Origin of the sequence: Streptomyces spororaveus (genome assembly GCF_016755875.1) — a bacterium.
In the GTDB taxonomy this organism is placed as follows: Bacteria; Actinomycetota; Actinomycetes; order Streptomycetales; family Streptomycetaceae; genus Streptomyces; species Streptomyces spororaveus.
Genome location: NZ_BNED01000005.1, coordinates 3,892,502 through 3,917,500 on the forward strand (window position 1 = coordinate 3,892,502; position 24,999 = coordinate 3,917,500).

The 24,999-nt window shown below is 70.7% G+C and carries 22 protein-coding genes and 2 rRNA genes (1 of these 24 running past the window's edge); 6 read left to right on the top strand and 18 right to left on the bottom strand.

Features of this window, described 5'->3' with window-relative positions; translation table 11 throughout:
- Positions 1-26 precede the first annotated feature (26 nt).
- The 3 genes from Sspor_RS19790 to Sspor_RS19800 all read left to right on the top strand — a co-directional run bounded on the left by Sspor_RS19790 (position 27) and on the right by Sspor_RS19800 (position 1,977).
- The gene (locus Sspor_RS19790) at positions 27-857 is read left to right on the top strand and encodes a 3'(2'),5'-bisphosphate nucleotidase CysQ (RefSeq protein ID WP_202200320.1); all 831 of its coding nucleotides are present in this window, start codon (positions 27-29) and stop codon (positions 855-857) included.
- Positions 858-898: 41 nt separating this feature from the next.
- Positions 899-1,495, top strand: a complete 597-nt coding sequence (locus Sspor_RS19795) for an NADPH-dependent F420 reductase (RefSeq protein ID WP_202200321.1) — start codon at positions 899-901, stop codon at positions 1,493-1,495.
- Positions 1,496-1,626: 131 nt separating this feature from the next.
- The gene (locus Sspor_RS19800; protein WP_202200322.1) at positions 1,627-1,977 is read left to right on the top strand and encodes a hypothetical protein; all 351 of its coding nucleotides are present in this window, start codon (positions 1,627-1,629) and stop codon (positions 1,975-1,977) included.
- A gap of 6 nt (positions 1,978-1,983) precedes the next feature.
- Here Sspor_RS19800 and hemB read toward each other — a convergent pair whose 3' ends face one another.
- The 8 genes from hemB to Sspor_RS19840 form a co-directional block, all read right to left on the bottom strand.
- A complete protein-coding gene (hemB, locus tag Sspor_RS19805) occupies positions 1,984-2,982 on the bottom strand; it encodes a porphobilinogen synthase (RefSeq protein WP_202200323.1) in 999 nt (332 codons plus the stop codon).
- A 99-nt stretch (positions 2,983-3,081) separates the two neighbouring features.
- Positions 3,082-4,422 (bottom strand): HEAT repeat domain-containing protein, encoded by a 1,341-nt coding sequence (locus Sspor_RS19810; RefSeq protein WP_202200324.1) that lies wholly within the window; start codon positions 4,420-4,422, stop codon positions 3,082-3,084.
- Positions 4,419-5,894: a HEAT repeat domain-containing protein gene (locus Sspor_RS19815; protein ID WP_237403935.1), complete on the bottom strand. Its 1,476-nt coding sequence runs from the start codon at positions 5,892-5,894 to the stop codon at positions 4,419-4,421. Before Sspor_RS19815 ends, Sspor_RS19810 begins: the two co-directional genes overlap by 4 nt.
- A gap of 157 nt (positions 5,895-6,051) precedes the next feature.
- Positions 6,052-7,719 (bottom strand): bifunctional uroporphyrinogen-III C-methyltransferase/uroporphyrinogen-III synthase, encoded by a 1,668-nt coding sequence (locus Sspor_RS19820; protein ID WP_202200325.1) that lies wholly within the window; start codon positions 7,717-7,719, stop codon positions 6,052-6,054.
- Positions 7,716-8,684 carry a hydroxymethylbilane synthase gene (gene hemC, locus Sspor_RS19825; RefSeq protein ID WP_202200326.1) on the bottom strand — a complete coding sequence of 323 codons (969 nt, stop codon included), beginning with the start codon at positions 8,682-8,684 and terminating at the stop codon, positions 7,716-7,718. The genes Sspor_RS19820 and hemC overlap by 4 nt, the downstream gene beginning before the upstream one ends.
- Positions 8,681-10,444 (bottom strand): glutamyl-tRNA reductase, encoded by a 1,764-nt coding sequence (locus tag Sspor_RS19830; protein WP_202200327.1) that lies wholly within the window; start codon positions 10,442-10,444, stop codon positions 8,681-8,683. The genes hemC and Sspor_RS19830 overlap by 4 nt, the downstream gene beginning before the upstream one ends.
- A complete protein-coding gene (locus tag Sspor_RS19835; RefSeq protein WP_202200328.1) occupies positions 10,441-11,247 on the bottom strand; it encodes a redox-sensing transcriptional repressor Rex in 807 nt (268 codons plus the stop codon). The genes Sspor_RS19830 and Sspor_RS19835 overlap by 4 nt, the downstream gene beginning before the upstream one ends.
- Positions 11,248-11,520: 273 nt before the next feature.
- Positions 11,521-11,808 carry a glutaredoxin family protein gene (locus Sspor_RS19840; RefSeq protein ID WP_202200329.1) on the bottom strand — a complete coding sequence of 96 codons (288 nt, stop codon included), beginning with the start codon at positions 11,806-11,808 and terminating at the stop codon, positions 11,521-11,523.
- Positions 11,809-11,906: 98 nt separating this feature from the next.
- Between Sspor_RS19840 and Sspor_RS19845 the strand changes: the two genes are divergently transcribed.
- The 3 genes from Sspor_RS19845 to Sspor_RS19855 all read left to right on the top strand — a co-directional run bounded on the left by Sspor_RS19845 (position 11,907) and on the right by Sspor_RS19855 (position 15,499).
- Positions 11,907-12,890 (top strand): HAD family hydrolase, encoded by a 984-nt coding sequence (locus tag Sspor_RS19845; RefSeq protein ID WP_202200330.1) that lies wholly within the window; start codon positions 11,907-11,909, stop codon positions 12,888-12,890.
- 359 nt (positions 12,891-13,249) lie between these two features.
- A complete protein-coding gene (locus tag Sspor_RS19850) occupies positions 13,250-14,062 on the top strand; it encodes an ECF subfamily RNA polymerase sigma factor, BldN family (protein ID WP_202200331.1) in 813 nt (270 codons plus the stop codon).
- 228 nt (positions 14,063-14,290) lie between these two features.
- Entirely contained in the window at positions 14,291-15,499 is a 1,209-nt protein-coding gene (locus tag Sspor_RS19855) for a DUF5667 domain-containing protein (protein WP_202200332.1), read from the top strand.
- Positions 15,500-15,553: 54 nt separating this feature from the next.
- Here the strand turns inward: Sspor_RS19855 and Sspor_RS19860 are convergent, their stop codons facing one another.
- The 10 genes from Sspor_RS19860 to Sspor_RS19905 all read right to left on the bottom strand — a co-directional run.
- Entirely contained in the window at positions 15,554-16,534 is a 981-nt protein-coding gene (locus tag Sspor_RS19860) for a lysophospholipid acyltransferase family protein (RefSeq protein ID WP_202200333.1), read from the bottom strand.
- Positions 16,534-17,628 carry an NAD-dependent epimerase/dehydratase family protein gene (locus Sspor_RS19865; RefSeq protein WP_237403936.1) on the bottom strand — a complete coding sequence of 365 codons (1,095 nt, stop codon included), beginning with the start codon at positions 17,626-17,628 and terminating at the stop codon, positions 16,534-16,536. The genes Sspor_RS19860 and Sspor_RS19865 overlap by 1 nt, the downstream gene beginning before the upstream one ends.
- A 95-nt stretch (positions 17,629-17,723) precedes the next feature.
- The gene (locus Sspor_RS19870) at positions 17,724-17,822 is read right to left on the bottom strand and encodes a 30S ribosomal protein bS22 (RefSeq protein WP_003948845.1); all 99 of its coding nucleotides are present in this window, start codon (positions 17,820-17,822) and stop codon (positions 17,724-17,726) included.
- A gap of 142 nt (positions 17,823-17,964) precedes the next feature.
- Positions 17,965-18,174, bottom strand: a complete 210-nt coding sequence (locus tag Sspor_RS19875) for a helix-turn-helix domain-containing protein (RefSeq protein WP_008738568.1) — start codon at positions 18,172-18,174, stop codon at positions 17,965-17,967.
- A 114-nt stretch (positions 18,175-18,288) separates the two neighbouring features.
- Entirely contained in the window at positions 18,289-19,119 is an 831-nt protein-coding gene (locus Sspor_RS19880; RefSeq protein WP_202203750.1) for a phosphatase, read from the bottom strand.
- A 94-nt stretch (positions 19,120-19,213) separates the two neighbouring features.
- Positions 19,214-20,362 carry an acetoin utilization protein AcuC gene (locus Sspor_RS19885; RefSeq protein ID WP_202203751.1) on the bottom strand — a complete coding sequence of 383 codons (1,149 nt, stop codon included), beginning with the start codon at positions 20,360-20,362 and terminating at the stop codon, positions 19,214-19,216.
- Positions 20,334-21,560 (bottom strand): MFS transporter, encoded by a 1,227-nt coding sequence (locus Sspor_RS19890; protein ID WP_202200334.1) that lies wholly within the window; start codon positions 21,558-21,560, stop codon positions 20,334-20,336. The genes Sspor_RS19885 and Sspor_RS19890 overlap by 29 nt, the downstream gene beginning before the upstream one ends.
- 43 nt (positions 21,561-21,603) lie before the next feature.
- On the bottom strand, positions 21,604-22,269 hold the full coding sequence (locus Sspor_RS19895) for an HAD family hydrolase (RefSeq protein ID WP_202200335.1): 666 nt from the start codon (positions 22,267-22,269) through the stop codon (positions 21,604-21,606).
- Between the two features lie 176 nt (positions 22,270-22,445).
- Positions 22,446-22,562: ribosomal RNA gene (gene rrf / locus Sspor_RS19900) — 5S ribosomal RNA — on the bottom strand.
- A 78-nt stretch (positions 22,563-22,640) separates the two neighbouring features.
- Positions 22,641-24,999, bottom strand: a 23S ribosomal RNA gene (locus Sspor_RS19905) (it continues 764 nt past the right edge of the window).

Below are 24,999 nucleotides of genomic sequence, written 5' to 3' on the forward strand. Positions count from 1 at the left end.
TCCCCTCCTCAGGCAGGAGCACCACCATGTCCGAAACGCTTCAGGGCGCCGCCACCGCCACCGCCGTCCCCGCCTCTGACGCCGACCTGCTGGCCCAGACCGTGATCGCCGTGCGTACGGCCGGTTCGGCGCTGCGCGAGCGCTTCGGCGAGGTGGTCGGGTACGAGACGCGCGAAGAGCTGATGCGCGCGCTCGCCGCCAACGACGACACGGCCCTCGACATCCTGCGCCCCCGCCTCACCCGCCTGCGCCCCGGCGCCGGCTGGGTGGAGGACGAGCTCGACGGCGGGGCGCTGCCGCCCGGCGAATGGTGGGTCGTGGATCCGGCCGAGGGCAACGTCAACCACCTGCACGCCCTGCCGGATTGGGCGGTCACCGCCACCCTCGTGCGCGAGAACCGGCCGGTACTCACCGTGGTCCACCTGCCGTTGACCGGCGAGACCTACACCGCGCTCGCCGGAGCGGGCGCCCACCTCGACGGCCGGCCCCTGCGCGTCTCCCGTACCGCGGACCTCGGCTTGGGCATCGTCGCCACGAGCCAGGCCAGGCCGGACGAGGACGAGGAGGTCGTACGGCGCGTCGGCCGTTCGATCACCGCGATGCTCTTCGGCGCTCTCGTCGTCCGCACCTCCGTGCCCGCGACCCTGCACCTGGTGAACGTGGCCGCCGGCAGGACCGACGCCTTCTGGCAGTTCGCCGGGGCCCGCGCGGACCTGCTCCCCGGGGCGCTGCTCGTCCTGGAGGCCGGCGGGCAGGTCTCCGATGCCGAGGGCCGCCCCTGGACCCCGCAGAGCGACAGCTTCCTGGCCGCCGCACCCGGCGTCCACGCGGAAGCCGTGTCGACGCTCTCCCGCTGACCCTGACGAGAACCGGAAAGACCCAGAGGAACGGAATCACCATGACCAAGATCGCAGTACTCGGAAACGGCCGCGTCGGCGGCAACCTGGCCGCCGCCCTCACCCGGGCCGGGCATCAGGTCACCGTGGCGGACCGCACGCCGGGCGCCGCCGCCGATGCCGCCCGCACCGCCCGGATCGTCATCAACGCCACACCGGGCGCCGGCTCACTGGAACGCATGGCCGCTCTGCGCGCGGAACTGCGGGGCAAGATCCTTGTCGACGTCTCCAACGCCACCACCGATGGCCCGGACGGGCTGCCCGCCGACCTGCTCCACCCCGGATCCAGCCTCGCCGAGCAGCTCCAGGAGGCACTCCCCGAGACCCACGTCGTCAAGACGCTCAACACCATGCTCTTCCCGGTGATGACCGCGCCGGCCATGCTCGGTCAGCCGCCGACCGCGTTCCTCTCCGGCGAGGACCCGCAGGCCAAACAGGCCGTCCACGAACTGCTCACCGACCTCGGCTGGCAGAAGGAGTGGATCACCGACCTCGGTGGAATCCGGACCGCCCGTGCCACGGAGGCCGCGATCCTGTTCGTGCCGCATGTGATCCGAGCGAGCGGATTCACGCCCTTCGCGCTCTCCATCGCCCGCTGACCCGCCGCCCTGCTGCCCGGCGGACACCGCACCGCTGCGGAGGGATACCTACGGGGTGCGCAGCCCTCGAAGCCCCGCGGATGAGTACGCGCACTCATGTTCACGGTCGCCGCGCGGAGTTCACTGCAGCCATGACCCTGACCTCGGACACCGCCCGCCACCCGCGTGCCTTCGTCGCACCGCTCGTCTCGACGGTGCTGACGTTGCCGCTCGCCGCCGTCGCGTTCTTCTTCGTCGGCCTGTCGCCGATGGCCTGCGACTCGTGCGGTGACGCGGCGAGCGACCGGTTCGACGCCTCGTACGGCACCGCCTTCGCAAGCTTCGGCTTCGGGCTGCTGCTGGTCCTGGCCGTGCTGGTCGCCGCGTGGGCGCTGCCCTGGCAGCGGCGCAATGCCGCCGCCAGGGTGTGGCTGGCCGTGGTCGCCCCGGCCGCCGTCGTCGTCGACTTCGCCGTCTTCCACGGCCTCGTCGACTGGCCGTAGAACGGATCAGTCGTTGCGCAGCCAGCCCGCGACCTCGGTCGCCCAGTAGGTGAGGATCGTGTCGGCGCCGGCACGCTTGATGCCCATCAGGGTCTCCACGATGGCGCGGTCGCGCTCGATCCAGCCCTTCTCCGCCGCCGCCTCGATCATCGCGAACTCGCCGCTGATCTGGTACGCCGCCACCGGTACGTCCACCGCCTGCGCGACCCGGTACAGGATGTCGAGGTAGGGGCCGGCCGGCTTGACCATGACCATGTCCGCGCCCTCCTCCAGGTCGAGGGCGAGCTCCCGCAGGGACTCGCGGGCGTTGGCCGGGTCCTGCTGGTACGTCTTGCGGTCGCCCTGGAGGGAGGAGGCGACAGCCTCACGGAAGGGGCCGTAGAAGGCGGAGGTGTACTTCGCCGTGTAGGCGAGGATCGACACGTCCTCGTGGCCGGTCTCGTCGAGGGCGTCGCGGATGACGCCGACCTGGCCGTCCATCATTCCGCTGGGACCCACGACGTGGACGCCCGCGTCGGCCTGGACCTGTGCCATCTCGGCATAGCGCTCCAGGGTCGCGTCGTTGTCGACGCGCCCGTTCTCGTCGAGGACGCCGCAGTGGCCGTGGTCCGTGTACTCGTCCAGGCACAGGTCCGACATGATCACCAGGTCGTCCCCGACCTCGGCCTTCACGTCGCGGATGGCGACCTGCAGGATCCCGTCGGGCTCGGTGCCGGCCGTGCCGAGCGCGTCCTTGTTCTCGTCCGCGGGGACGCCGAAGAGCATGATCCCCGCGACGCCCGACTCGACCGCCTCGACCGCCGCCTTCCGCAGCGTGTCCCGGGTGTGCTGAACGACGCCCGGCATGGCCGAGATGGGGAGGGGCTCGCTGATGCCCTCGCGCACGAAGGCCGGGAGGATCAGGTCCGAGGGGTGCAGCCGGTTCTCCGCGACCATGCGCCGCATCGCCGGGGTGGTCCGCAGCCGGCGGGGCCGGGAGCCGGGGAAGGATCCGTACGTGCTCATGTTCCAGTCGCCTCTTCGAGCATCGACAGCAGTCGCGTCCACCCTAAAGCCCGTCCCGCGGCTCGCCCGCGCCGACCTTCCCCGGCGCACGGGGCGGGCTCACCCGCCGGGTTCGTTCCTGACCTTCCAGCGCCACAGGCCGTCCGCCCGGCTGTCGCGCTCGCGCTCCGCGCGGCCCAGCGGGCCCACCCGGGCGTACGCGTCCGGTGTGCGCGGGTCGTCGCGCAGGGCCAGGCCGTAGGCGGCGCTGAGCCGGATGTCCTGGTCCCCGGCGTCGAGGAGGCGCGCCAGTGCCTCGGTGATCTGCGGTGAACGGTCCGCGCCCCGGGCGGTGGCGTAGGCGGCCTGGGACGCCACCTGCGGGTCGGCGTCTTCGAGCAGGGCCAGGAGCAGCGGGCGGTCCTCCGCCGACAACGCCTCGCCGCCCAGTGCCCCGGCGGCAGCCGCCCGGACGCCGGCGTCGGGGTCGTGGCACAGGTCCCGTACGGCTTCGGCCGTCCGCGGGGTCAGGGGCCGGTCGAACGTGTCCGGTACCGCGCGGCGTACGCGCGCGTCGCCGTGCCCGGCGTGGCGCAGGCCGACGGCCGCGGCTCCGGAGAAGCCCTCGTCGACCAGGGCCCGCAGCAGGCGGGGCAGGACGACTCCGTCGTCCTCCACCTCCGCCCAGGTGCGCAGCAGCGCCAGGCGTTCGCGTTCGTACCGGCGCGCGTGCGGCGTGAGCCCTTCCGTCAGGTTCTGCAGGCCGAGCACGTCGGCGACGAAGAGGCGGGGCAGCGGGTCGGGGTGCCGGTGGAAGGCGACCGTCTCCGCCCAGGTCTCGGCGCTGCGCCGTTCCGTCAGGATCCACTGGGACGCCCACCAGTCGGCGTGTTCCGGGTCGCCGTGCCGGACCGCTCGGGCCACCAGTTCCCCGGGCGGGGTCAGGATCCGGAAGGCCCATTCCAGGCTGGTCAGGATCCCGCCGTGGCCGTCGCGGACGCACCGCCCGCCCAGGGTGAACTCGGTGAGGGTGTGGTACTCGCCCTCCGGGACGACCCGCGTGCGCACCGGGCCCGGATCGCCCGTCAGGTGGCGGAGCCGGGCTTGCGGGCCCTCCTCGTACCAGTTGCGGGCCGCCGCCAGCAGTTCCGTACGCCGCTCCGGGGCGAGCCGCAGCCGTGGGTCGCTGCCGAGGGCGGCCTCGAACACCGCCGGGGAGCCGCCCTCGATCGCCCGCAGCAGCGGGGTCGTCCCGTCGGGCAGCCGCCGGTCCGGGTCGGCGCCGGCCTCCACCAGGGCCTCGGCCACGGCCGGGTCGCAGGCCGCCACCGCCGTGCACAGGACCGGCAGGCCGTCCTCCCCGGCCGCGTCGGGGGCGGCGCCCGCTTCGAGGAGGCCGCGTACCCGCTCGGTGTCGCCCGCCCGTACCGCCGCCGCCAGTGCGGCGTTCCGCTCCGTCATCCGTTCCCCCCGTGCGGCGGCGCCTCGTTGCGCCCGCGCCAGTCCGCGAGCGCGTTAGCCCGGTGGTCGGGCCGGTAGATCGGGCCGAGTTCCTCCACCCGCTCGTACGCCTGCGGGGTGCGCGGGTCGTCCCGGCGGGCCAGTCCGTAGGCGCCGATCAGGCGCAGGATGCGGTCGCCGGTGTCCAGGAGGGCCAGCAGGACCTCCGTGGCGTCCGCCGTACGGTCGTCGGATTCGGCCAGGACCTCCGCGGCCCCGCCGCGGAGGGGGCTGTGCGGGTCGCGGACCAGGTCGCGTACGACGGCCCGGGGCCCGTCCCGGTCCTCGTGGTCTCCCGCGAGCAGGACGCACGCGGCGTTGAAGCGGACCTCGTCGTCCGGGTCCCGTGTCAGGGCGCCCAGCGCGTCGGCGGCCCGCGCCGTCAGGGGCCTGTCGTGCAGGGCGAGGCAGTCCGGCACCTTGCGGCGCACCCGCGGGTCGGGATGGTCGGCGTACCGCAGGCCGATGGCCTCAAGCCGGGGGTGTACCTCCGCGTGTTCGGTGAGGGCCCAGAGCACCTCGGCGAGCACCACGGCGTCGGTCTCCGCGTCCGCCCAGGCGGCGAGGAGGTCGCGGTCGTCCTCGTGGTGCGGGTACGCCGTACTGTCCAGGGAGAGCTGCCGGGACGCCAGCCAGTCCGCCGCGAAACGCCGGTGGTCGGCGGACGGCTGGTGTCGCAGGGACGTCACCAGCTCCCGGGCTCCCTCGCCGAGGCGTGCGCCGAGTCCGGCCCTGGACGCGGCCCAGTCCACGTGGCCGGGGTCGGGGTGCCGGACGGCGCGGGCCACCAGTTCCGTCAGCGGGGCCGGGACGCCGAACGCCGACTCCAGGGTGGTCAGGACGGCGCCGTGCCCGGCGCGGACGCTCAGACCGCCGAGCGTGACCTGCTCGACCTCGCACCACTCGTCTTCGACCGTGAGGGTCCGCGCCGGGGCCGTGGCTCCGGTGCGGCGGCGCAGTTCCGCCTCCGCGCCCGTCTCGTACCAGTGGCGGGCCGTGGCGAGCAGCCGCTCGCGCGCCGGCCGGGCCAGGCGCAGTTCCGGCGCCTGGAGGTCCTGGGCCCACAGCAGTGCCGTGACCGTCGCCGGGGAGCCGCTCTCGACGGCCCGCAGCAGCGGGGTCGTGCCGTCCGGCAGCACCCGGTCGGGATCGGCCCCGGCCCTCACGAGCGCCGCGGCGGCCTTGGGCGCGAACGCGGCCACCGCCGTGCACAGGACCGGCGACCCGTCCGCGTCCACCGCGTCGGGATCGGCTCCGGCCCCCAGCAGGGCCTCGGCGATCTCCTCTTCGTGTGCGGCCACCGCCGCGCACAGCACCGGCAGCCCGTCCTCGTCGACCGCGTCGGGGTTCCTCCCCGGCCCCAGCAGGGCGTGGACCTCCGGGAGGTCCCCCGCCCGCACCGCCGCCACCAGCCGCGCGTCCCGGTCCGTCATCCGCTCCCCGTCTCCCCGTCCCACCGTCTCGTCCGGCGGTGATCCTTTCCGGGCAGGGGCCGCCGCACAAGGGGATTACGCACGCGAGGGGCCCGGGTGCGTGTGCACCCGGGCCCCTCGACCGTTGCTTCGGACCGCGTCCGGCGGCCTAAGCCGCTCACGTCGTGCGACGCCTGCGCGCTCCGGGCCGTCGCTCGCTCGGCCGGAACACCGTCTCGCCGGCCTCCTTGGCCGCCTCGCGGCGCGCCGCACCGTACTCGGCGAGGGCCTCCGCCAGCTTCGACACCGACGGCTCCGGGGACAGTACGTCCACGCGCAGCCCGTGCTCCTCCGCCGTCTTGGCCGTCGCCGGCCCGATACAGGCGATGACGGTCACGTTGTGCGGCTTGCCCGCGATCCCGACCAGGTTGCGGACGGTGGACGAGGACGTGAAGAGAACGGCGTCGAAGCCGCCGCCCTTGATCGCCTCGCGCGTGTCCGCCGGCGGCGGCGACGCGCGCACCGTCCGGTAGGCGGTGACGTCGTCGACCTCCCACCCGAGCTCGATCAGTCCGGCGACCAGCGTCTCGGTCGCGATGTCGGCCCGCGGCAGGAACACGCGGTCGATCGGGTCGAAGACCGGGTCGTACGGCGGCCAGTCCTCCAGCAGCCCGGCCGCGGACTGCTCACCGCTGGGCACCAGGTCCGGCTTCACACCGAACTCGACGAGCGCGGCGGCGGTCTGCTCGCCCACCGCGGCGACCTTGATGCCCGCGAAGGCGCGCGCATCCAGCCCGTACTCCTCGAACTTCTCGCGGACGGCCTTCACGGCGTTGACCGAGGTGAAGGCGATCCACTCGTAGCGGCCCGTCACCAGGCCCTTGACCGCGCGCTCCATCTGCTGCGGGGTGCGCGGCGGCTCCACGGCGATGGTCGGCACCTCGTGGGGCACCGCGCCGTACGAACGCAGCTGGTCGGAGAGCGAAGCGGCCTGCTCCTTGGTACGCGGCACGAGCACCCGCCAGCCGAACAGCGGCTTCGACTCGAACCAGGACAGGTCCTCGCGCCGCGCGGCGGCGCTGTGCTCACCGACCACGGCTATGACGGGCCGGGCGCCCTCGGGCGAGGGGAGCACCTTGCCCTGCTTGAACACCTGGGCGATGGTGCCCAGCGTCGCGCACCAGGTCCGCTGCCGTGTGGTGGTGCCGGCGACGGTCACGGTCAGCGGGGTGTCGGGCTTGCGCCCGGCGCTCACCAGCTCGGCGGCGGCCGCCGAGACGGTCTCCAGCGTCGCGGACACGACGAGGATGCCGTCGCTCGCGCCCACCTCGCTCCAGCAGCGCGCCGAGGCGGTCTTCGCGTCGACGAACCGCACGTCCGCGCCCTGCTTGTCGCGCAGCGGGACACCGGCGTACGCGGGCACGCCCACCGCGGTCGCGACACCGGGCACCACCTCGAAGGGGATACCGGCGGTAGCGCAGACGAGCATCTCCTCGGCGGCGTCGCCGTCGAGCCCGGGGTCGCCCGTGACGGCACGCACGACCCGCCTGCCGGAGCGTGCGGCCTCCATGACAAGATTGGCCGCGTCCCGGATCACCGGGACCCCGGCGGCTGCTGACACTTCATCAGCAACCGTCAGCTGCGGCGTGTCGACATTCGCGCGCGCATGAGTCCGCACGACGTCGAGCACCTCGGGCTCCGCGATCAGTACGTCCGCGGCGGCGAGCGCCTCGACGGCGCGCAGCGTCAGCAGGCCCGGGTCGCCCGGGCCGGCACCGAGGAAGGTGACGCGTCCGTGGGCGGCGACGGCCGGATAGGCGGAGGTGGTCGGAATTGAGGGGTTCAAAGCGATCGCTCCCCCATCAGACCGGCCGCGCCCTTGGCCAGCATCTCGTCCGCGAGTTCGCGGCCGAGCGCCATGGCCTCGTCGTACGACTGGGGCACGGGACCGGTGGTGGACAGCTGCACCAGCGTCGTGCCGTCGAGGGTTCCGACGACGCCGCGCAGGCGCATTTCATTGACAATCTCCCCGTCCGCCAGCAGGTCGGCGAACGCGCCCACGGGTGCGCTGCAGCCTGCTTCCAGGGTGGCGAGCAGGGACCGCTCGGCGGTCACGGCGGCCCGGGTGTGCGGGTCGTCGAGTGCGCCGAGCGCGGCGACGAGGTCCGTGTCGGACGCGAGGCACTCCACGGCGAGGGCGCCCTGGCCGGGGGCCGGCAGCACGCTGTCGACGGACAGCAGGTCGGTCGCTTCGTCACCGCGGCCGATCCGGTTCAGACCGGCGGCGGCCAGGACGACGGCGTCGAGCTCACCGTCGTGGACGAAACCGATCCGGGTGTCGACGTTGCCGCGGATGGGCACCGTCTCGATCCGCTTGCCGAGCGACAGCGCCAGGTGGTTGAGCTGGGCGGTGCGCCGCGGCGACCCGGTACCGATGCGGGCACCGTCGGGCAGCTGCTCGAAGGTCAGACCGTCCCGGGCGACGAGTGCGTCCCGCGGGTCCTCGCGGCGCGGCATGGCCGCGATCACGAGGTCGTCGGGCTGCGCGGTCGGCAGGTCCTTCAGCGAGTGCACGGCGAAGTCGACCTCGCCGCGCAGCAGCGCGTCGCGCAGGGCCGTGACGAACACGCCCGTCCCGCCGATCTGCGAGAGGTGCTCGCGCGAGACGTCGCCGTAGGTCGTGATCTCCACGAGCTCGACGGCCCGGCCGGTGACGGCCCGTACCGCGTCGGCGACGTGCCCCGACTGGGACATGGCCAGCTTGCTCCGCCGCGTACCGAGCCGCAGCGGCTGGTCGGGACGTGTGTTCATGATGCCCGTCCTGGGTCGTCGTCGTTCATCGGATCGGCCGCGTCCGCCCGGCTGACGGAAGCAACCGTCTGAGGGTCGAGGTCGAAGAGTTCGCGCAGCGCCTCCGCGTACCCGGCGCCGCCGGGCTCGCTCGCGAGCTGCTTGACGCGCACGGTCGGCGCGTGGAGGAGCTTGTCCACGACGCGGCGTACGGTCTGGGTGACCTCGGCGCGCTGCCGTTCGTCGAGGTCGGGCACGCGTCCGTCGAGCCGCGCCACTTCCATGGCCACGACCTCGGCCGCCATCGCGCGCAGGGCGACGACGGTGGGCGTGATGTGCGCGGCCCGCTGCGCCGCCCCGAAGGCCGCCACTTCCTGGGCGACTATCCCGCGTACGGCGTCCACGTCGGCCGCCATCGGGGCGTCGGCGGAGGCCTCGGCGAGCGACTCGATGTCCACGAGGCGGACGCCGGGGATCCGGTGCACGGCCGCGTCGATGTCCCTGGGCATGGCCAGGTCGAGCAGCGCGAGCCGGACGGTGGTCGCGTGGGCGGGGGTACGGGTGCTCCGGCGCGGCTGCCGCTGCGCGGCGGCCTCGCCCTGGTCGGCCCAGGTCCCGTGCAGTTCGAGGGAGTTGGCGTCGACCCCGGTCAGCGCGGACCGGCCGTCCGGGCCGACGGGACACCCGTCGGCCTCCGGGGTGGCACTGATGGTCCGGGCGGCCCCGGCGTCGGCCAGGCGGCCTCCGGCCCGGGCGGCGGCGACCAGCCGTGCCAGCACGTCGGAATCCAGCCCCGAATCCAGCCCCGCCGACGCCTGCGCGGAACCGGCGGCATCAGCCGAATCCAGCCCCGCCGGCGATTGAGGCGCGGGGTCCGGGGCGGAGCCCCGTTCGGTGACCGGCACGGACCAGGCGGCCCCGGCCGCATCCGGCCCCGCCGCGGAGCCCCAGGACACGGCGTCGAGCACGTCGTCGGCGGTCAGCACCAGCCCCGTCGCACCCGTGCACGAGACGACCACGTCGACTCGTGTCAGTTCATCGGGCACCGCAGCCATCGGCACGGCCGAAGCCCGCACACCCGTGCCTGAGGCAACCAGAATTTCCGCCAGCCGCTCCGCCCGGTCGGCGGTCCGGTTCGCCACGACGATCTCGGCGACCCCGACCCGCGCCAGCGTCGCCGCGGCCAGCGAGGACATCGACCCGGCGCCGATCACCAGCGCCCGCTTGCCCGCGGCCCATTCGGCCACCGGCGTCCGCACGGCGAGCTGCTCCAGCCCGAAGGTCACCAGCGACTGGCCGGCCCGGTCGATCCCGGTCTCGGAGTGCGCCCGCTTGCCGACCCGCAGCGCCTGCTGGAACAGGTCGTTGATCAGCCGCCCGGCGGTGTGGAGCTCCTGCCCCAGCGCCAGCGCGTCCTTGATCTGGCCGAGGATCTGTCCCTCGCCGACGACCATCGAGTCCAGGCCGCACGCCACCGAGAACAGGTGGTGCACCGCCCGGTCCTCGTAGTGCACGTACAGGTACGGGGTGAGCTCCTCCAGCGCGACGCCGCTGTGCTGCGCGAGCAGCGTGGACAGCTCGGCGACGCCGGCGTGGAACTTGTCCACGTCCGCGTACAGCTCGATCCGGTTGCAGGTGGCCAACACGGTCGCCTCGGTCGCCGGTTCGGCGGCGAGGGTGTCGTGCAGCAGCTTCACCTTGGCATCGGCGGACAGCGAGGCCCGCTCCAGCACGCTCACGGGTGCGCTGCGGTGGCTCAGCCCTACGACGAGCAGACTCATGCCGGCATCACCGCCGGGACGTCGCCCTCGGGCCCGCCCTTGCGCTGCTCGGCGGCGGTCCGCCCGGCCGGCGGCACCACGGCCGCGGCGGGGGCGGCGCCGCCCACGGAGGAGCCGCCGGCGGCCGCGGCGGCCGCTTCCTCACCGGCCTTGCGCTGCTCGTGGAAGGCGAGGATCTGGAGCTCGATGGAGAGGTCGACCTTGCGCACGTCCACGCCGTCGGGCACGGACAGCACGGTGGGCGCGAAGTTCAGGATGGAGGTGACGCCGGCCGCGATCAGCCGCTCGCTGACCTGCTGGGCCGCGCCCGCGGGGGTCGCGATCACGCCGATCGAGACGCCGTTCTCCTCGATGATCTTCTCCAGATCATCGGTGTGCTGGACGGACATGCCGGCGACCGGCTTGCCGGCCATCGCCGGGTCGGCGTCGATCAGCGCCGCGACGCGGAACCCGCGCGCGGAGAAGCCGCCGTAGTTGGCCAGGGCGGCGCCGAGGTTGCCGATGCCGACGATGACAACCGGCCAGTCCTGGGTCAGGCCGAGCTCGCGGGAGATCTGGTAGACGAGGTACTCGACGTCGTAGCCGACGCCGCGGGTCCCGTAGGAACCGAGGTACGAGAAGTCCTTGCGCAGCTTCGCGGAGTTGACTCCGGCGGCGGCCGCGAGCTCCTCGGAGGACACCGTGGGCACCGATCGCTCGGAGAGCGCGGTGAGGGCACGCAAGTACAGCGGAAGCCGGGCGACAGTGGCCTCGGGAATACCTCGGCTGCGGGTCGCCGGTCGGTGAGTTCGGCCAGTTGCCACGATGCTCCTGCGGGATGAGCGGGGCTGCAGGCGGCCACTTGTCCCAGGACCGCCCCGTCGACAGCAGGCTATGCCTTTGTGAACGCGTGCACAAAGATTGTGTCCGGTTTGTCCGACCAAAGTGACCGGGGTCACGCGACTCCGGCACGTAAAGCCGGAACCATCGGCACGTCGAACCCGTTCAAATCCCAAAGGGGGCAAAACCGTGCACACTCCTCACAGATACGCCCCCGAGACCCCATAAATCGCCCATGATGGTAACCGGGAAGGAGGTCAGGCCTCCAACGCCCGCCGGAGCCGGTCGGGGTTCACCCTCCAGAAGGTGTGCTGCTCGCCGTCGACGAGCACGACCGGAATCTGTTCCCAGTGCAGCCGGTAGAGCTCCTCGTCCTGCGAGATGTCCTTCTTCTCCCATTGCGCACCCGTCTCGGCGCACACCTTCGCGACCACCTCCTCGGCCTCGTCGCACAGGTGGCACCCCGGCCTCCCGATGAGCGTCACCGTCCGCTCGCCGGGACGCTTCTTTTCTTTACGGCGCAACAAAGGGCTCATGCCACCCATTCTCCCGCGCCCTCACGTAACAGCAGCGCCCCGAAGAGTTCACGCCTCCGCATCCCATCGGTTCGGGAACTCCCGAACACAGTGGCTATGCTCGCGTCATGGCCGCTCTCGGATGGCTCCCCCCTCGTCGGCGCTCCGCCACCGCACGCAGCGTGCTGGCGGGCGAGGCCTCGGCCGAGGCCGCCCGCAAGACCGCTCTGGCCGGGGCCCCACCGCTCACCGAACCCGAAACGGAACCGGAAGCCCTCGCCGAAGAGGGCCCGGAGCAGACCCCGGAGGCCCCGGAGGAACCCGCCTTCCCGGTCGCCGGCGACGACCTCGCCGCCGCCTTCTTCGACCTCGACAACACCGTCATGCAGGGCGCCGCGATCTTCCACTTCGGCCGCGGCCTCTACAAGCGCGAGTTCTTCCGGCGCCGCGAGCTCGCCCGCTTCGCCTGGCAGCAGGCCTGGTTCCGGCTCGCCGGCGTCGAGGACCCCGAGCACATGCAGGACGCCCGCGACAGCGCCCTGTCCATCGTCAAGGGCCACAAGGTCTCCGAGCTGATGTCGATCGGCGAGGAGATCTACGACGAGTACATGGCCGAGCGGATCTGGCCGGGCACCCGCGCCCTGGCCCAGGCCCATCTCGACGCCGGCCAGAAGGTGTGGCTGGTCACGGCCGCCCCCGTGGAGACGGCCACGATCATCGCCCGCCGCCTCGGCCTGACCGGCGCCCTGGGCACCGTCGCCGAGTCCGTCGACGGGATCTACACCGGCCGCCTGGTCGGGGAGCCGCTGCACGGCCCCGCGAAGGCGGAGGCGGTCCGCGCCCTGGCCGCCGCCGAGGGGCTGGACCTCGAACGCTGCGCCGCATACAGCGATTCGCACAACGACATCCCGATGCTGTCACTGGTCGGACATCCGTACGCGATCAATCCGGACACAAAACTGCGCAAGCATGCCCGCACCAACGACTGGCGGCTGCGCGACTATCGGACCGGCCGCAAGGCCGTGAAGGTCGGCGTCCCGGCGGCCGCCGGCGTCGGCGCGATCGCGGGCGGCGCGGCCGCGGCCATCGCCCTGCACCGCCGCCGCAAGTAACAACACCAGGCCCGGGGCCCGCGCGCCCCGGGCCCGCTCCGGCAACGGCCCGGACCAGGCATTCACTCACCTTTACCCGCGCCCGCGGCGCGGCACTCCGGCATGCCCGACTCGGTCGCGGGACTCCATGGAAGCGTCCATTCCGCGTACCCAAGCGATCAGGAATCGATCACCAACTGCGACTGAATATGCCCTCGACACGCAACAGAAGTGTCGGAACCGGTGATTTGAGCAACTGGGTGTAGTGCTGCCTGTACGAAGCGTTATTCTCCTCAAACGCATGCCACCGGCCATCTGTCGCCACGACGGGTGAACGGTTCCGCACTGCACGTGATGGAAGCTCTGCCTCTGGGAGTCCCGTGTACCCACCTGTCGGGGTTGACGCCTCGGGCCTGGCTCAGCTGCGCGCAACGGTCCTCGACCACCTGCGCGGCTACGTCCCCACCGCGTACGCCGTCCCCGCCTTCGCCGCCGCGGTCCCTGCCGGCCTCGGCCCGGCCGGTCCTTGCTATGCCCTGACCGACGGCGGCGCGACGGTGGGCAGACGAGGTCGCGCCGCCGGCGGCTCGAACGCCGCCGGCACCGCCACCCAGGCCACCCACCGCCGCCCCACGGCGGACAGCGACCAGGCCCGGATGATGGACCTGGTCGAACGCGCCCAGGCGGGCGAGGCCGAGGCCTTCGGCCGCCTGTACGACCAGTACAGCGACACGGTCTACCGGTACATCTACTACCGCGTCGGCGGTAAGGCGACCGCGGAGGACCTCACCAGCGAGACGTTCCTGCGCGCCCTGCGCCGGATCTCCACCTTCACCTGGCAGGGCCGCGACTTCGGCGCCTGGCTCGTGACGATCGCCCGGAACCTGGTGGCGGACCACTTCAAGTCCAGCCGCTTCCGGCTGGAGGTCACCACCGGCGAGATGCTCGACGCGAACGAGGTCGAGCGCAGCCCCGAGGACTCCGTCCTGGAGTCCCTCTCCAACGCGGCCCTGCTGGAGGCCGTGCGCAAGCTCAATCCGCAGCAGCAGGAGTGCGTGACCCTGCGCTTCCTGCAGGGCCTCTCGGTCGCCGAGACGGCCCGGGTGATGGGGAAGAACGAGGGCGCCATCAAGACGCTCCAGTACCGGGCGGTGCGCACCCTGGCCCGCCTCCTCCCCGAAGACGCCCGCTGACCCTCCGACACCAAACAACCTCACATTCGGTGACCCCTCGATGACGCTGTGGTCAGATCATCCTTCGTCCGTAACCCAAGTGCCGCGACGCTCGTTGTGCGGAATGCAGGCTCCCTGTGGACACGCTTTGCCTGAAGCCGCTCACTCGAAAGTGTGGATGTGCTCAAGGAAAGCAACCTTCCGGACACCTTGGGGAGTCGATCGTCATGACGAGAGGAGGTGCCGCCAGTGATCGCGAACGTGACCCCGCACCGGCGGGCGAACGCCTTCGCCCAGGCCCTGGAGGATCGGACCCCGTCCGACCTTCCAGATCCGGACTCGGCGGCCGAGCAGTCCGAGGCACCTGCCGAACCTGCCGACCACGACCGGCTGTTGGCCCTGGCGAGCGTGCTCGGCGAAAGAATGCCGCGCCCAGTGCTGGACCCCGAGGTCAAAACGGTGCAACGAGCCCAGCTCATTGCCGCCATGGAGACCATGGTGCTGGAGGAGAGGGCCGGGGGCGGTGCCGCCTCGGACCCTCTGGTGCCCGAACAGCGGACCGGCCGCGGCGCCCACCGGGCGACCTCGCTCCGGAAATTGCGGCCCCGCTCCCGCTGGTCCAAGGGCATCGCAGCGGGTGGCCTCACCGTGGGTGTGGCCGCAGGGGCCTTCAGCGGAGTGGCCGCTGCCAGCACCGACGCCCTGCCCGGTGACCACCTCTACCCCGTGAAACGGGGCATGGAGGACCTGAAGCTGGGGATGGCCGACGACGACGCGGACCGGGGCGAGCTCTATCTCGACCAGGCCTCGAACCGTCTGTCGGAAGCCCGTCGGCTGATGGAGCGAGGCCGGCTGGGCGACCTGGACCACGAGTCCCTGGGCGCGATCCGCCGGGCCCTGGCGGGCATGAAGCACGACGCGGAGGAAGGCCACCGCCTCCTCCAGGCCGCGTACGAACGGGACGGCTCGCTCGGCCCGATCCAGAAGCTGTCGTCGTTCTCCCGCTCGCACCGCGACGCGTGGGGCAAGCTCCGCGAGAAGCTCCCGGCGCAGCTCACGGACGTGGGCGGTGAGGTGGAGTCGGTCTTCCAGGCCATAGACGAAGACGTGGCTCCGCTGCAGAGCCTGCTCCCCAAGGCACCGGAGCAGTCCCGCGGCACCACGGGTACCCCCGGCTCGTCCGCCAAGCCGGGCACGCCCAGCGGGGCCCACCAGTCCGTCCCGGCCGCCGGCACGCCGTCCGGCAGCCCGGCGGCGCCGTCGCCCTCGGGCAGCTCCCGGCCCCCCGCCGGTGGCCTCCTCGGCGGTACGGGCGACCTGTTGAACCCGCCCGCGGGACAGCAGTCGGCGCCGCCCCCCTCGGGCACGCCGGAGAACCCGAAGCCGGACATCACCATCCCGCCCCTGCTCCCGGGGCTCCTCCCGGGCCTGGGCCTGGGCGCGGAGGACGCCGAGTAGAGGAAAGGGGCGGGGCTGCCGAAGCAGCCCCGCCCCTTTCCCTTCCGGTCCCGCTCAGAAGAACACGGACCGCCGCTGCACCAGCAGCTTGTAGAGCGTGTGCTGGATCTGCTCCCGCACCTGGTCCGTCAGGTTGAACATCAGCATCGGGTCCTCGGCCGCCTCCGCGGCGTACCCGTCCGTCGGGATCGGCTCCCCGAACTGGATGGTCCACTTCGTCGGCAACGGCACCGCCCCCAGCGGCCCCAGCCACGGGAACGTCGGCGTGATCGGGAAGTACGGGACCCCCAGCAGCCGCGCCAGCGTCTTCGCGTTGCCGACCATGGGGTAGATCTCCTCCGCCCCCACGATCGAGCACGGCACGATCGGCGTCCCCGCCCGCAGCGCGGTCGACACGAACCCGCCCCGGCCGAACCGCTGCAGCTTGTACCGGTCCCCGAACGGCTTCCCTATCCCCTTGAAGCCCTCCGGCATCACACCGACCAGCTCACCGGCCTCCAGCAGCCGCTGCGCGTCCTCCGCGCACGCCAGGGTGTGTCCCGCCTTGCGGGCCAGCTCGTTGACCACCGGCAGCTGGAACACCAGGTCCGCCGCCAGCAGCCGCAGGTGCCGCTCCGCCGGGTGGTGGTCGTGCACGGCGACCTGGAGCATCAGCCCGTCGAGCGGCAGCGTCCCCGAGTGGTTCGCGACGATCAGCGCGCCGCCCTCCGCCGGGATGTTCTCGATGCCCTTGACCTCGACCCGGAAGTACTTGTCGTACAGCGGCCGCATCAGGGACATCAGGACCTGGTCCGTCAGTTCCTTGTCGTAGCCGAAGTCGTCGACCTCGTAGTCCCCGGTGATCCGCCGCCGCAGGAACGCCAGCCCGCCGGCGACCCGCCGGTCCCAGCTGTCGCCGGGCACCGCCGCCGGAGCGGGCTCGGCAGCGGGGGGCTGCTCCGCCACCGGCTCGGCGGCGGGCACCGCCCGCACACGGCGGGGGATCCGCCGCCGCGGCCGGTCCTCGCCGAACGGAATGACCTTGGCGTCCGCCACTATCGCTTCGCTCCTTCTACCGCGTAGGCGTCGTCCTTGAGCCCGTCCAGCCCGTCGGGCCCGTCTGCGTCCAGCATGGCCGCCAGCCGGTCCACGGCCCGCCCGACCCGCTCGGGCGGCAGCAGGCCGCTCCCCCGGCTCCGGGCGAAGTCCGCGAAGGTCTCGGCGGTCGTGTACAGCGGCTCGAAGCCGAGCACCTCGCGCATCTGCGTGGTCTCGACGACCCGGCCGTGGGTGAGCAGCCTTATCTGCTCCGGCGAGAAGTCACTGGCCCCGACCGCCCGCAGCGCGGCACCCACCCAGTTCAACGCGGGCAGCAGCAGCGGCAGCGTGGGCCGCCCGAGCCGTCGCGAGCACTGCGACAGCAGCAGGACGCCGTCGCCCGCGATGTTGAACGTCCCGCTGTTCAGGGTCCCGCGCCGGGGCTCCCGGGCCGCCAGCCCCAGTACTTCGAGGACGTCGTCCTCGTGCACGAACTGCAGCCGCGGGTCGTAGCCGAGTACGGTCGGCATCACCGGGATCGAGAAGTACTCGGCGAGCGCCGAGTCCGCGAAGGGGCCCAGGATGTTCGCGAAGCGCAGGACGCACACCGCGACGTCCGGCCGTCTTCGCGCGAAGCCCCGTACGTAGCCCTCGACCTCGGCGGCGTCCTTGGCGAAGCCGCCCGCCGGCAGGGATTTGGGCTCCGTGGTCTCGGTGAAGACGGCCGGGTCCCGGGGAGTGCCCCCGTAGACGCTGGTGCTCGACTTCACCACGAGCCGCCGTACCGTCGGCGACTTCTGGCAGGCACCGAGGAGCTGCATGGTGCCGATGACGTTCGTTTCCTTGACGGTGCTGTGCGCACCGCCCGTTCCCGCACTGCCTCCGGTGACCGCGAGATGGACCACCGTGTCCACGGCGTGCTCGGCCAGCACTCTGGCGATCGCCGACTGTCTGATGTCCGTACGGACGAACTCGGCCGATCCGAGCCGGTGCGGCGGCGTCACGGCGTCCACCGCGATCACCCGCTCGACATCCGGATCACGCTGGATCCGGCGCACGAAGCGGCCGCCCAGCTGCCGGGCAGCCCCTGTGACGAGTACGACCTTCCCCACGAGCTCAGCGCCTCCCTCGAAGAAGTCCCCCGGCTGCACCGCAGCCCCTCCACCAGGATGGTGGAGGGGCTGCGGAGAACACGTACAGCTGCCGTTTACTTCTTGTTACGGCGCTGGACGCGGGTGCGCTTGAGCAGCTTGCGGTGCTTCTTCTTAGCCATCCGCTTGCGCCGCTTCTTGATAACAGAGCCCACGACTACCCTCGCTCACTTCTCTTCACTGGTGCGGGGCGTCTGGGCCCACACGACCTACGTCGGCCTAGCCTACCCGCCCGAGCTCTGAGCTTGTAATCCGAGCGCTTCCGCGTCGTAGCCAGGGGCTTCCCGAGCCTTAGTCTCAGGCCGACTCCACCCCCACATAGGACTCTCGGAGGTACTCGTGGACCGCGTTCTCGGGGACCCGGAAGGACCGGCCCACCCGGATTGCGGGCAGATGACCGTTGTGCACCAGCCGGTACACGGTCATCTTCGACACTCGCATCACCGAGGCGACCTCCGCCACGGTCAGGAACTGAACCTCACTGAGAGGCCTCTCGCCAGCAGCCATGACACACCTTGACCTTCCGCGCATGACGGGCACCGGCTTCCCCTCCGGTTACTCCTCGTCGTCGCACGCTCACTCCCCAGAGTAGGGGCGCGTGATACGAGTGGGGAAGAGGAGCTACGGCCACTCCTGCCGCCCCGTCAGACGCGCGCGGCCGAGCACGTAGTGGGCGAGCGGTCGGTAGTAGTCCGCCCGCACCGCGTCATCCAGCGGAACGGCCACCGAGACCCGCCCCTCGGCCTCGCCGACGAACAGCGCGGGATCATCCGTATCCGCCAACCCGATGGCCTCCACACCTAGCTGACCTGCACCGCAGACCCACCCGTGGTCCCCCACCACCAGCTCCGGCAGCGGCCCGCCGGCCTCCGCGAGGACCCCCAGCGCCATCCGGACCGGCAGCGGCGAATGGGTGTGCACGCCGGTCGCACTCCCCGGTACCCGCACGCCGGGTTCCCGCACCAGTGCGACCCCCCGTACGTATTCGATGCGGTGTGTGCGTACGCCGAACCGCGTCGCCATGTCGACACAGACCCCCTGCGCCGGGGTGAGGACAACACATCCCGCCGCCGACAACGCCTCCGCCAAACCGGCGTAGAAGCCCAGGAGCCGATGCGGATGGCCCGTCCCGAACAACACCGGCGACCGCGCCCGCGCCGCCTCGCACAGCCGCCCCGCGAAGGCCTCCAGCGCGGCCACCGTCCGCTCCGGATCGATCACGTCCGGCCCGCTGACGTGCGCCGGATCCGCCGACACCCCGCACTTGTCCGCCATCAGCCTCAGCAGATCACCCTCGCCCCACGCCCACTCCGGATCCAGCCCCAGCATCACCCGCGGATCCCGCGCCGCGAACAGCCGGTAACTGCGCAGGCTCTCCTCCCGGGAGGTGGCGACGGGCCCGGCCAACCGGGCGGCCAGCAGATGCGCACGCAGCGCGCCGGTGCTCAACACCCTCCGATGCTGCCCCAACGTATCTGGCGGGTCATCAATTCCGGCAAACAGCCCCACAGTTGGCGTAACGATGCGCCATGATCCGCACAGCCGGTCAGGTCAGCATGCCGCGCAGCGGGAACACCGCCCGGCGCGTGGCCAGAACGGCCTGATCCGTACGGTCCGCCGGGTCGTAGCCCGCGTCCCAATCCGGCCACGACGGGCTCCGCCCGTCCGTCATCCGGGCCGGCGCCAACTGCCGCGTCCGCGCGTACACCTCGTCCCGCCACGAGGCCGGTACCGCCGTCCCCGGATCCACCGGCCGGTGCGCGGCGATCCCCACGAGATGCGTCCACGACCGCGGAACGACGTCCACCACCGCGTACCCGCCCCCGCCCAGCGCCAGCCACCGACCGTCCGCGTACTCGTGCGCGAGCCGGTGACAGGCCTCCTGGACGGTCCGCTGGGCGTCCAGCGAGACCGCCAGGTGCGCCAGTGGGTCCTCGAAGTGCGTATCGGCCCCGTGCTGGGTCACCAGGAACTGCGGCCGGAAGTCAGCCAGCAGCTCCGGCACGACCGCGTGGAAGGCCCGCAGCCAGCCCTCGTCCCCGGTCCCGGCGGGCAGCGCGATGTTCACCGCCGACCCCTCCGCCCCCGGACCGCCGGTCTCCTCGGGCCAGCCGGTCTGCGGGAACAGCGTCCGCGGATGCTCGTGCATCGAGACGGTCAGCACCCGCGGGTCGTCCCAGAAGGCCGCCTGCACGCCGTCCCCGTGATGCACGTCCACATCCACGTACGCGACCCGCTCCGCCCCCAGCTCCAGCAGCCGCGCGATGGCCAGCGAGGCGTCGTTGTAGACGCAGAAGCCGGCCGCCCCGCCCGGCATCGCGTGGTGCAGCCCGCCGGCGAAGTTCACGGCGTGCTCGGCCTCACCGTGCCAGAGCGCCTCCGCGCCCGCCACGGACTGCCCGGCGATCAGCGCGGACGCCTCGTGCATCCCGTGGAACGCCGGATCGTCCACGGTCCCCAGCCCGTACGAACCGTCCGCGACGCCCGGGTCGGCGGACACCTCGCGCACCGCGTCGACGTAGTCCTCCCGGTGGACCAGCCGCAGCGTCGAATCCCCGGCCGCGGGCGCCGCCCGTACCTCCATCGCCCGGTCCAGCCCGAAGGCACGCACCAGGCCCATGGTCAGCGCCAGGCGCACCGGGTCCATCGGATGGCTCGGTCCGAAGTCATACCTCGTTACCGCCTCGTCCCACATCAACAGCCCGGTCACCGGCTCGCCGCTCATGCCGGACACCGTATCGGGCGCCCTCGGAGCCGAACGAGCGGGCTTGGAAGAGTGTCACCAGGACCAGCGCCATCGGCACCAGCATCGCGCCCCGGTAGCTCCAGGCGTCACCGACCGCCCCGACGAGCGGAGACCCGATCAGGAAGCCGACGTAGTTGAAGATGTTGAGCCGCGCGACGGCCGTGTCGGAGGCCCCCGGGAACAGCCTCCCCGCGGCGGCGAAGGTCTGCGGCACGATCACGCACAACCCGATCCCCAGCAGCGTGAACCCGAGCATCCCCGTCCACGCCCCCTGCGCCGCCGCCACCACGGCGAACCCGGCGGCCGCCACCAGCGTCCCCGCCCGCACCACGGCCGCCGCCCCGAAGCGCCGCACGCCCAGGTCCCCGACGGCCCGCCCCACGAGGGTGGTCACCATGTACACGTTGTAGGGGACGGTCGCCATCTGCTCCGAACTCCCGAGCACGTCCTGCAGGTACTTGGCACTCCAGTTCGCCACCGTGGAGTCCCCGATGTACGCGCACGCCATCACCAGGCAGAGCGGCAGCAGCAGCTTGAACCCGCCGGCCCCCAGACCCTTCCCGCCGTCCTCCGCCTGCCCCGCCGTCCCGTCGACGTAGCGCCTGCTCCCCAGGAAGGCCACCGGCAGCAGCACGACCACGGCCGGCAGATAACTGACGAAGAGGTTCAGCTCCCAGTGGGCGCCCGCCCACGCGGCCGAGGCCCCGAGAATCCCGCCGAGGCTGTAGGCGGCGTGGAAGCCGAGCATGATGCTCCGCCCGTACGCCCGCTGCAGGCTGACCCCGAGCATGTTCATCGAGGCGTCCAGCGCACCCACGGACAGCCCGAACGCCCCCAGCGCCACCGCCACGTGCCACATCTGGCCACCGGCTCCGACGCCCAGCAGGGACAGCAGCACCAGCGGCTGCGCCCACCGCAGTACGGCACTGGGCGCCACCCGCTTCACCAGGTGCTCGGTGGCCACGCTCGACGCCCCCGCGAGGACCGGCACGGCCGCGAGGAAGGCGGGCAGCAGGCCGTCGGATATCCCGTACCGGTCCTGGATGGCCGGGATCCGCGTCACGAGCAGCGCGAAGGCGACGCCTTGCACGAAGAAACTGAACCCCAGAGCGCCGCGGCCGCGCCGCAGCCGCACATCATCCGTCATGGCGGGTCAGCGTAGGGCCACGGGCTACCCGTGGGTAGAGAGATCACATACCCAGTCCGGCCTCCAGCCCGAGCAGTCCGGTGAGCTGCTTCATGTCACCGAAGTGCCCGGTGGCCCCGGGGAGCCGGTCGGCGGGCAGCATCGCCGTGAACGCGTACACGTCCATGCCCGCGGCGGCGGCGGCCCGGATGCCGAGCGGACTGTCCTCGACGACCACGCAGCGGGCGGGCTCCACACCCATCTGCCGCGCCGCGTGCAGGTACAGATCGGGAGCCGGCTTCCCCTGGCCCACGTCCTGCGCACTGAAGATCCACTCCTCCTCGAACCACCCGTCGAGCCCGGCCACCCGGTGCCCGACGCGGATCCGCTCATGGCTCCCGGAGGAGGCCAGGCAGTACCCGACGCCTTGCGCGGTCAGCGCTCCCAGCACCTCCTCCACGCCGGGCACGGGCTTGAGCTCCTGCTCGAACGCGGCGACGGTCCGTGCGTGCAGCGTCTCGTCGAAGTCGGCCGGCAGCTGCTGCCCGGTCCGCTCGCCGACGAGGTCGTGCACCCGGTGCGGGGCGGCTCCCATGTAGTCGCGGACCGACTCCTCGTAGGTGGTCGGGTGCCCCAGCTCGGTCAGGTACCCGGCGAGGATGCTGTTGGCGAGCGGCTCGCTGTCCACCAGCACGCCGTCGTTGTCGAAGATGACGAGGTCGTAGCCCATACCCCCACAGTACGAACTAAAGGGACGTAGAGCCCGTCTCGCCGGGCCGCCGACCACGCGTCACCGGGCTGCTGCGGCCATTCGGACGACAGACGGGAGGCGTGCGGCCGGCCCGATCGGGCCGTAAACGCAGAAAAGCCCCGCACCATAAGGTGCGGGGCTTTCCCACAATGATTGTTCGGCGGCGTCCTACTCTCCCACAGGGTCCCCCCTGCAGTACCATCGGCGCTGAAAGGCTTAGCTTCCGGGTTCGGAATGTAACCGGGCGTTTCCCTAACGCTATGACCACCGAAACACTATGAAATTTGAACACGCTGGCATGGACACAGCTGTTCGTTATTTCAGAACTAACACAGTGGACGCGAGCAACTGAGGACAAGCCCTCGGCCTATTAGTACCAGTCAGCTTCACCCGTTACCGGGCTTCCACATCTGGCCTATCAACCCAGTCGTCTACTGGGAGCCTTACCCTCTCAAGGAGGTGGGAATACTCATCTTGAAGCAGGCTTCCCGCTTAGATGCTTTCAGCGGTTATCCCTCCCGAACGTAGCCAACCAGCCATGCCCTTGGCAGGACAACTGGCACACCAGAGGTTCGTCCGTCCCGGTCCTCTCGTACTAGGGACAGCCCTTCTCAATATTCCTACGCGCACAGCGGATAGGGACCGAACTGTCTCACGACGTTCTAAACCCAGCTCGCGTACCGCTTTAATGGGCGAACAGCCCAACCCTTGGGACCGACTCCAGCCCCAGGATGCGACGAGCCGACATCGAGGTGCCAAACCATCCCGTCGATATGGACTCTTGGGGAAGATCAGCCTGTTATCCCCGGGGTACCTTTTATCCGTTGAGCGACGGCGCTTCCACAAGCCACCGCCGGATCACTAGTCCCGACTTTCGTCCCTGCTCGACCCGTCGGTCTCACAGTCAAGCTCCCTTGTGCACTTACACTCAACACCTGATTGCCAACCAGGCTGAGGGAACCTTTGGGCGCCTCCGTTACCCTTTGGGAGGCAACCGCCCCAGTTAAACTACCCATCAGACACTGTCCCTGATCCGGATCACGGACCGAGGTTAGACATCCAGCACGACCAGAGTGGTATTTCAACGGCGACTCCACAACCACTGGCGTGGCTGCTTCAAAGTCTCCCACCTATCCTACACAAGCCGAACCGAACACCAATATCAAACTGTAGTAAAGGTCCCGGGGTCTTTCCGTCCTGCTGCGCGAAACGAGCATCTTTACTCGTAGTGCAATTTCACCGGGCCTATGGTTGAGACAGTCGAGAAGTCGTTACGCCATTCGTGCAGGTCGGAACTTACCCGACAAGGAATTTCGCTACCTTAGGATGGTTATAGTTACCACCGCCGTTTACTGGCGCTTAAGTTCTCAGCTTCGCAACCCCGAAAGGTCACTAACCGGTCCCCTTAACGTTCCAGCACCGGGCAGGCGTCAGTCCGTATACATCGCCTTACGGCTTCGCACGGACCTGTGTTTTTAGTAAACAGTCGCTTCTCGCTGGTCTCTGCGGCCACCCCCAGCTCACGGAGCAAGTCCGATCACCAGTGATGGCCCCCCTTCTCCCGAAGTTACGGGGGCATTTTGCCGAGTTCCTTAACCATAGTTCACCCGAACGCCTCGGTATTCTCTACCTGACCACCTGAGTCGGTTTAGGGTACGGGCCGCCATGAAACTCGCTAGAGGCTTTTCTCGACAGCATAGGATCATCCACTTCACCACAATCGGCTCGGCATCAGGTCTCAGCCTTAATGAGGGACGGATTTGCCTACCCCTCGGCCTACACCCTTACCCCGGGACTACCACCGCCCGGGCTGGACTACCTTCCTGCGTCACCCCATCGCTTACCTACTACAAGTCTGGTTCGTCGGCTCCACCACTTTCCTTTCCCCGAAGGGTCCGGAACGGCTTCACGGACTTAGCATCGCCTGATTCGATATTGGGCGTTTCAAAGCGGGTACCGGAATATCAACCGGTTGTCCATCGACTACGCCTGTCGGCCTCGCCTTAGGTCCCGACTTACCCTGGGCAGATCAGCTTGACCCAGGAACCCTTAGTCAATCGGCGCACACGTTTCTCACGTGTGTATCGCTACTCATGCCTGCATTCTCACTCGTGAACCGTCCACAACTAGCTTCCGCTGCTGCTTCACCCGGCACACGACGCTCCCCTACCCATCACAGCGGGCGTTGGCCCTATTGCTGCAATGACACGACTTCGGCGGTACGCTTGAGCCCCGCTACATTGTCGGCGCGGAATCACTTGACCAGTGAGCTATTACGCACTCTTTCAAGGGTGGCTGCTTCTAAGCCAACCTCCTGGTTGTCTCTGCGACTCCACATCCTTTCCCACTTAGCGTACGCTTAGGGGCCTTAGTCGATGCTCTGGGCTGTTTCCCTCTCGACCATGGAGCTTATCCCCCACAGTCTCACTGCCGTGCTCTCACTTACCGGCATTCGGAGTTTGGCTAAGGTCAGTAACCCGGTAGGGCCCATCGCCTATCCAGTGCTCTACCTCCGGCAAGAAACACACGACGCTGCACCTAAATGCATTTCGGGGAGAACCAGCTATCACGGAGTTTGATTGGCCTTTCACCCCTAACCACAGGTCATCCCCCAGGTTTTCAACCCTGGTGGGTTCGGTCCTCCACGAAGTCTTACCTCCGCTTCAACCTGCCCATGGCTAGATCACTCCGCTTCGGGTCTAGAGCGTG

What these genes read in the sequence shown, in the direction of transcription:
- Sspor_RS19795 (WP_202200321.1), top strand. Translation starts at nt 899, where the DNA reads ATGACCAAGATCGCAGTACTCGGAAACGGCCGCGTCGGCGGCAACCTG.
- Sspor_RS19790 (WP_202200320.1), top strand. Translation starts at nt 27, where the DNA reads ATGTCCGAAACGCTTCAGGGCGCCGCCACCGCCACCGCCGTCCCCGCC.
- Sspor_RS19810 (WP_202200324.1), bottom strand. Translation starts at nt 4,422, where the DNA reads ATGACGGAGCGGAACGCCGCACTGGCGGCGGCGGTACGGGCGGGCGAC.
- Sspor_RS19885 (WP_202203751.1), bottom strand. Translation starts at nt 20,362, where the DNA reads ATGTGGGACGAGGCGGTAACGAGGTATGACTTCGGACCGAGCCATCCG.
- Sspor_RS19875 (WP_008738568.1), bottom strand. Translation starts at nt 18,174, where the DNA reads ATGGCTGCTGGCGAGAGGCCTCTCAGTGAGGTTCAGTTCCTGACCGTG.
- Sspor_RS19815 (WP_237403935.1), bottom strand. Translation starts at nt 5,894, where the DNA reads ATGACGGACCGGGACGCGCGGCTGGTGGCGGCGGTGCGGGCGGGGGAC.
- Sspor_RS19845 (WP_202200330.1), top strand. Translation starts at nt 11,907, where the DNA reads ATGGCCGCTCTCGGATGGCTCCCCCCTCGTCGGCGCTCCGCCACCGCA.
- Sspor_RS19890 (WP_202200334.1), bottom strand. Translation starts at nt 21,560, where the DNA reads ATGACGGATGATGTGCGGCTGCGGCGCGGCCGCGGCGCTCTGGGGTTC.
- Sspor_RS19895 (WP_202200335.1), bottom strand. Translation starts at nt 22,269, where the DNA reads ATGGGCTACGACCTCGTCATCTTCGACAACGACGGCGTGCTGGTGGAC.
- hemB (WP_202200323.1), bottom strand. Translation starts at nt 2,982, where the DNA reads ATGAGCACGTACGGATCCTTCCCCGGCTCCCGGCCCCGCCGGCTGCGG.
- Sspor_RS19800 (WP_202200322.1), top strand. Translation starts at nt 1,627, where the DNA reads ATGACCCTGACCTCGGACACCGCCCGCCACCCGCGTGCCTTCGTCGCA.
- Sspor_RS19830 (WP_202200327.1), bottom strand. Translation starts at nt 10,444, where the DNA reads ATGAGTCTGCTCGTCGTAGGGCTGAGCCACCGCAGCGCACCCGTGAGC.
- Sspor_RS19840 (WP_202200329.1), bottom strand. Translation starts at nt 11,808, where the DNA reads ATGGGTGGCATGAGCCCTTTGTTGCGCCGTAAAGAAAAGAAGCGTCCC.
- hemC (WP_202200326.1), bottom strand. Translation starts at nt 8,684, where the DNA reads ATGAACACACGTCCCGACCAGCCGCTGCGGCTCGGTACGCGGCGGAGC.